Here is a 6,497-nt window from a genome sequence, read left to right as displayed (position 1 = left end):
CTAGGCGCCCCCGGGAGGCGTCCGGCTGAGCGCTTCGGCGCTCAGCGGCCCTGTTCATTCCCCCGGAACCTCCCGGTCATCCCAGCGCCATGACCATGGCGGCTGGCATCATCACGGGCCGGGTTGTCATCTGCGCGGATATCGGCACCAGGCCATTGGCTGCTGTGTGAGGACGGCGTGTGTGAGCAGGCATTCCTTATATATGGGGATACGCAGAGGGGTGCCGGGGAGCCGCTGGCCTGTCCGGGGTCGGGTTCTGATCGGCCAGGCGTGTCCTGTAGGGGTGTGCGGCGTAGACGCCGAGGATCCGCACGTCGGTGGTGAAGAAATCCAGTTCGCTGAAGGCCCGCATGAGCGGGGCGTCTTCGGGGTGTCCTTCGACATCGACCATGAATTTCGTGGCGGCGAAGTCCCCGCCGACCATGTAGCTCTCCAGCCGGGTCATGTTGATGCCGTTGGTGGCAAATCCGCCCAGGGCCTTGTAGAGGGCGGAGGGGATGTTGCGGACCTGGAAGACGAAGCTGGTGATGACCCGTTCCGGCAGGTGGGTCCGGGGCGGGTAGGACTGGCTGTCGGCCAGGATGACGAACCGGGTGGTGTTTGTGGGATCGTCCTCGGCATCTGCGGCCAGTACCTCCAGTCCGTACATGTCCGCGGCCAGTGGCGGGGCGAGGGAGGCCTTGGCTGGGTTGTTCCACTCGGCGACTTCGCGCGCGGAGCCGGCGGTGTCACCGGCGATGACCGGGGTCAGGCCGTGGCGGCGGATGAGTCGGCGGCACTGGCCCAGGGCGTGGATGTGGCTGTGGACTTCCCTCACCTGGTCCAGGGTTGTTCCGGGGATGCCGAGCAGGTTGAAGCGGATGCGCAGAAAGTGTTCGCCCACGATCTTCAGCCGGGTTTCGGGCAGCAGTGCGTGGATGTCCGCGACCCGTCCGGCGATCGAGTTGTCGATGGGGATCATGGCATGCCGGGCACGCCCGTCGGTAACTTCTGCAAAAGCGTCTTCGAAGCTGGCGCACGGAACAGCAGTCCAGTCGGGGAAGACTTCCCTGCAGGCGATGTGTGAATTGGATCCCGGTTCACCCTGGTATGCGATTGCTGGACTCACAATACGGAAGTATCCCATTGCCGGGCTCCGTTTCTGCCGTCCTGACGGTTTGTGGTGGTGACCGGCGCGGTGCTGCCACCGGTTCGGTCGTGCCGGGCCGACACATGAAAACCGTGCTTGAGAGGAAGGAACCGGGCCGTTACAGCACCAGTCGGGCACCCGGGGGCCGCGGGCCTGTTGCGCTGGGCCGTTGCAGAGAGCCTTGGCAGCCGGAGAACACCTCTCATATGCGCTGCTAGCGGTGCTGGAAGGAATCAGTGCAGGGGGTCTTCGATTCCGTCGTGGGCCGGTGCCGGTTCAGGCGGCGGTCCAGCCGGTTCCGGAGATCCCGGACCATAACGCCGAAGTGCCTCAGGCTAAGTACCAAAGCAGTACCATGTCTTGTCTCAAGACATCATGGACACACGATCTCATGACATCGTGGACACGATGTCTCACTACTTCGGGGACAGGTGTCGCGGCCGTGGTGGGTGAGAGTCGACGGCATGACGAATTCACTTCCGCCCCGCACGCGGGCCACGATCATCAACTACGACCCCTCGCAACCCCACTCGTTATCGGTGACCGAGTTCTGTCGAACATTGAAGATCTCGCGGAGCGTGTTCTACAAGATCCGTGGCCGGGCGGCGGGCGAGTCGACAGCAGCGCTGCACCCTCGGTCCCGGGCACCAAGGCACCCGGCCAGAAGGTACGGTCCCGAGGTCGTCAACGAACTCGTGAGAATCCGCAAGCAGCTCAAGACGGACGGCTGGGACTACGGCCCACGTTCGATCTACTACGAGGCCGCACTCCAAGACATCTTCCCGGGCGGGCGTATCCCGTCGGTGGCCACGATCGCCCGACTGCTGTCCAGCGTCGGCCAGGTCGACTCCTCGCCGAAGAAGCGTCCGAGGTCCTCGTACATCCCGTTCGTGCGCGCCACGGCGATGTCGTTGTGGCAACTGGACGCGTTCGAGTATCGGCTCGCCGGAGGGCAGGCAGTGACGGTCTATCAGGTGCTCGACGATGCGACCCGGTATGACGTCGGGACGTGGGCACACGTCCGTCACGAGAACAGCGCCGACGCCAAGGAGGTCCTCGAACGGGCGATCAACGCCCATGGCGCACCACGAGAGCTCTTGTCGGACAACTCGCTGGCGTTCAACCAACTCCGCGCCGGCACGATCGGATCGGTCGAGATCTTCCTCGCCTCTTGGGGCACCATGCCCATCAGCGGGCTTCCGGGAAGGCCGACCACGCAAGGCAAGAACGAACGGTCCCACCAGACCCTGATCCGGTTCCTCGACGCCAACCGGCCGGTCACGCTCGAGCAACTGCGGGAACGGATCACGAGATTCCGCGAACACTACAACCACCGCCGACCGCATCAGGCGCTCGATCACGCCACCCCTGGCACGGCGTGGGAGCTGCTCGAGCACACGCCCGCGACGGAGCCGGTCCCGCTTCAGGTGCTCGAAGCGAAGGCCTCCGAGTATCGGCAGGCACGCCGCCTGCGCCAAGGTGATCTCGGACGATCCGCCGTGACGATCTCAAAAACCGGGCAATTGCTCCCCGACCAGCCCGAGAATGTGGTGGAGCAGGCTGCAGACCAGTCCATCGTGGAAGTCACCCCGGCGAACCGGCAGGTCTACTATCAGGGATATCAGGTGTCGCTGCCGACGACCTTCGCCGGGCGCGAGTTCCACCGCACGATCTCCGACGACGAATTCCTCTTATCGGACATTGCCAGCGGTGAGGTCGTGTTCTCCTTCCCGCTGCCGATGATCGCACTGCAGGTACGAGACCGGTATGTGGCCTCCTACGCCATCCAGGGCGTGGAGATGACGAATCCGACCAAGCACTGGGAACGCAAACACTCGGAGTTCCGGGCGCAGTTCGCCCAGCGCCGAGAAGAGGTCCCGGCAGTCTTCAACGCCGGATAGACCGCTGATCAGGGCGGCAGGGGCGCGCTGGTAGTCGTGCACGAAGCCCTGAGATTCAGCGTCCCCGAAGTGACGAGATCCAGTGTCCACGATGTGACGAGATCACACACCAACTGCCCAGACCAGCGGTACCAACTCACCCTATTTGCGACATTTGGGATGCTGTGAATGGGATCAGTCGGGACTGTCCGAATAACGGCTCTGTCGCACTTTCGGTGGTGGTTGGGTGGGCGTCCGTCAGCCGAGGAGGATGCGGTGGCGGAGCAGGGTGAAGCCGGCACGTCCGTACATCTGACGCTTGAGCATTTTGGTCCGGGTGTTGACGCCTTCGGTTCTGCCGTTGTGGTGCGGCTTGGTGAGCGCGGCGATGACGGCGTCGTGGTCCTGCTCGAGTCCGTGGGCGAAGGAGTGCACGTGCGGCAGGTCGGCAGACCGGGTGGCGCGGATCCACGTCTCGAGCCTGGCCGGGTTAGTTTCGTCAGGCTTCAGGAGGCCGGCGAAATCCCGGATCAGGCCGCAGAGAGCGGTCATCTCCGGGCATGAGGCGGCGAGCTGATCAAGACGCTCGCTCTGCCGATCGGTCAGATTCTCCGGCCTGGTCAGCAGCAGTCGGGTCGCACGGCGAGGCGACAGATGCGCCCGGTCCTCATCGGCTCGGCCCTGGTTCAGATAACGATGCAGCAGGTTCGCGCTGCCGGGATAGCCGAGCTCACGAATCTCCTCCAGCAGCTGCGTGACCGGCGCCCCGGGCTCTTCGGCTCGCCGGCGCCGCAGATAATCGCGATAGGGTTCCACGAGCGTAGGCCGGTACTGCGGAACACGTCGAAGGCGTTCCGGCTCGCTCGCGCGGGCGTAGCGCTTGACCGTGTTCAGACCCAGGTTCAACCGCCGGCAGCAGTCCAGCAGCCCGACGTCCTGATCGAGCAACTCATGCACCTGCCGCCAGCGCTCGGCTGTCGTGCGAGCCCGGGGGCCGTCCTGCAGACCTGTTGCGCCGGCCCAGCACGTCGAGTGGGCGGCGACCTCCTTGGCGGCGGCTTCGGCCAGGCCATGCCACAGGTGCCATCGGTCGGCGACCTGGACCGCTCCGGGCAGCGCGTCCCGGACGGCCTGGGCGTACGTGGCCGAGCCGTCCCGGCACACGGTCTGCACTCCTGGATGAGTGCGAAGCCACTCGGTGACGGCCGGGGCGCCCCGGCCAGCCAGCACGTCGATCCTCCGGCCGGTGTCGGCATCGATCAGCACGGTGGCGTAGTCCCGGCCGCGGCGCAGCGCGAAGTCGTCGATCCCCAGCGCGTGCGGGACCGGACGTTCCGGCAGCGCGATGCCCAGCAGCGTCCGCACCGCGGTGTCCCGCCCTGCGGCGATCCCAAGGACCGGCAGCAGCCGGGCCGACGCACGGCCGGCAAGTTCGTGAACGACGCCGCGCAGTTGTCCGGTCAACCGGACCGTGCGCCGCTGATAGCGCTCCAGCAATCCCGGGACCTGCTCCCGGAAGGTCTGCCGCGCGCAGTCAGATGACAGGCACCGCATCCGGCGTACCCGCACCCGCAGCAGCACGCGGCGCCCATCGGCCGGCACGTCCGCCGGCATCCGCTCATGGAAGGCGTGGACCCTCCGAGTCAGCGTCCCGCACGCCGGGCACTCCACCGCCCCGCCACGCGTCGACGCGTGAACCACGATCACCTCGCCGGTGTCCTCGATCCCCTCGATCACCAACGCCGACAACCCCGAGAACACCATCCCGACCAGCATTTCCGCATCAACCATGCCCCATCATGAGAAGCCCGGAAGCACGAACCAGCCGTCGACGCGCCGCACCACCACCGAAAGTGCGACAGAGCCCGAATAACGGTGGGAACGGCGTGGCCTGACCGAAAGGAACGGCAATGACCGAGACCGTAGAGATGATCGATCCTGTGACGGGAGAGATCATCGATCAGCAGCAGCTCGCGCAGCAACTGCTGGCACAGGCAAAAGAACAGGGCGTGAGTCTGATGGGCCCCGGGGGCCTGCTTGGCGGTCTGACCAAGTCAGTGCTCGAAACGGCCCTCGAGGCGGAGCTGACCGAGCACCTCGGGCACGAGAAGCACGGGGCTGCGGAGGGCCCCAATGTGCGGAACGGGACACGTTCTAAGACTGTGTTCACCGAGATCGGACCCGTCCAGGTCGAGGTGCCCCGGGACCGGGAGGGCACCTTCGAACCGCGGATCGTCAGGAAGCGCCAGCGCCGTCTGGACGGGATCGACGAGGTTGTCCTGTCCCTCACGGCCAGAGGCCTCACCACCGGAGAGATCGCCGCGCACTTTGATGAGGTCTACGGTGCCACCGTCTCGAAGGACACCATTTCGCGGATCACCGAGAAGGTCTGTGACGAGATGGCCGAGTGGGCCAACCGGCCCCTGGACCGGGTCTACCCGGTGATCATGGTGGATGCGATCCATGTGAAGGTCCGCGACGGGCAGGTGCGCAACAGGCCCTTCTACGTGGTCATCGGGGTGAGCGTCAACGGTGAACGGGACATCCTGGGCATCTGGGCCGGAGACGGCGGGGAGGGCGCCAAATTCTGGCTCGGGGTGCTCACCGAGGTCAAGAACCGGGGCGTGGAAGACGTGTGCATCGCCGTCTGTGACGGGCTGAAGGGACTGCCCGATGCGATCACTGCCGTCTGGGAGCTCGCCACGGTCCAGGCTTGCATCATTCACCTGATCCGCAACACGTTCCGGTTCGCCTCCCGGCACTACTGGGAGGAGATGGGCAAGGACCTCAAACCCGTCTACACCGCCCCGACCGAGGCAGCGGCCAGGGAGCGGTTCGCGGAGTTCGACGCGAAATGGGGCACCCAGTACCCGGCAATCACCAGGCTCTGGCGCAACGCCTGGTCCGAGTTCGTCCCGTTCCTGGACTGGGACGTGGATATCCGGCGGGTGATCTGCTCGACCAACGCCATCGAGTCCCTCAACGCCCGCTATCGGCGCGCTGTGAGGGCCCGGGGCCATTTCCCTAACGACGCCGCGGCGCTGAAATGCCTCTACCTCGTCACCCGTTCCCTTGACCCCACCGGACGGGGACGGGCACGATGGGCCACACGATGGAAGCCTGCATTGAACGCGTTCACCATCGCATTCGAAGGCAGAATCAACTAACCAAGCGCCAAGCCAGACCCACCGTTATTCGGACACTCCCAACGGAACCGGCCTGATCTGTTGTATCACGCTGTTGGACAGGACGGTCATGGGTTCCGGTTCATTCCAATATGGGTGAATCAACATCCTTCAGAATGCTCTTGGACGCAAGGGCCATATCTAGAGGAGTTTGCCTTGGGCAGGGCCGTATTGGTCCCGCTCCCGGACCATGTCGATGAACGCCTGAATGTCCATGAGCCATTCCTGCTGGTACTGGTTGTATGGCGTCTGCATTGGGCCGGGGACGACGAGCTGGAGGCGGTGGTCGCGCATTTCGTCGGT

General features: G+C 65.1%; 5 protein-coding genes. 2 read left to right on the top strand and 3 right to left on the bottom strand.

What is annotated here, in order from left to right; genetic code table 11:
- Positions 1-196: 196 nt before the first annotated feature.
- On the bottom strand, positions 197-1,108 hold the full coding sequence (locus AC5RVV_RS16995) for a prephenate dehydratase (RefSeq protein ID WP_494002555.1): 912 nt from the start codon (positions 1,106-1,108) through the stop codon (positions 197-199).
- A gap of 485 nt (positions 1,109-1,593) precedes the next feature.
- Between AC5RVV_RS16995 and AC5RVV_RS16990 the strand changes: the two genes are divergently transcribed.
- A complete protein-coding gene (locus AC5RVV_RS16990; protein WP_494002554.1) occupies positions 1,594-3,030 on the top strand; it encodes an integrase core domain-containing protein in 1,437 nt (478 codons plus the stop codon).
- A 237-nt stretch (positions 3,031-3,267) separates the two neighbouring features.
- Here AC5RVV_RS16990 and AC5RVV_RS16985 read toward each other — a convergent pair whose 3' ends face one another.
- Complete coding sequence (locus AC5RVV_RS16985; RefSeq protein ID WP_494002553.1) at positions 3,268-4,800, bottom strand: ISL3 family transposase; 1,533 nt, start codon at positions 4,798-4,800, stop codon at positions 3,268-3,270.
- Positions 4,801-4,937: 137 nt separating this feature from the next.
- Between AC5RVV_RS16985 and AC5RVV_RS16980 the strand changes: the two genes are divergently transcribed.
- Complete coding sequence (locus AC5RVV_RS16980) at positions 4,938-6,176, top strand: IS256 family transposase (protein ID WP_494002557.1); 1,239 nt, start codon at positions 4,938-4,940, stop codon at positions 6,174-6,176.
- 159 nt (positions 6,177-6,335) lie between these two features.
- Here AC5RVV_RS16980 and AC5RVV_RS16975 read toward each other — a convergent pair whose 3' ends face one another.
- Complete coding sequence (locus AC5RVV_RS16975) at positions 6,336-6,488, bottom strand: hypothetical protein (protein ID WP_494002556.1); 153 nt, start codon at positions 6,486-6,488, stop codon at positions 6,336-6,338.
- Positions 6,489-6,497: the final 9 nt, after the last annotated feature.

It is taken from the genome of Arthrobacter sp. MDT2-34-1, from assembly GCF_059091365.1.
Note: the sequence above shows the minus strand (reverse complement) of the source record. Positions and strands in the feature narration are given on the sequence as shown.

Bases quoted from the DNA above. Each gene is read 5' to 3' on its own strand.
- AC5RVV_RS16980 (WP_494002557.1), top strand. From the start codon at position 4,938: ATGATCGATCCTGTGACGGGAGAGATCATCGATCAGCAGCAGCTCGCG.
- AC5RVV_RS16985 (WP_494002553.1), bottom strand. From the start codon at position 4,800: ATGGTTGATGCGGAAATGCTGGTCGGGATGGTGTTCTCGGGGTTGTCG.
- AC5RVV_RS16975 (WP_494002556.1), bottom strand. From the start codon at position 6,488: ATGCGCGACCACCGCCTCCAGCTCGTCGTCCCCGGCCCAATGCAGACG.
- AC5RVV_RS16990 (WP_494002554.1), top strand. From the start codon at position 1,594: ATGACGAATTCACTTCCGCCCCGCACGCGGGCCACGATCATCAACTAC.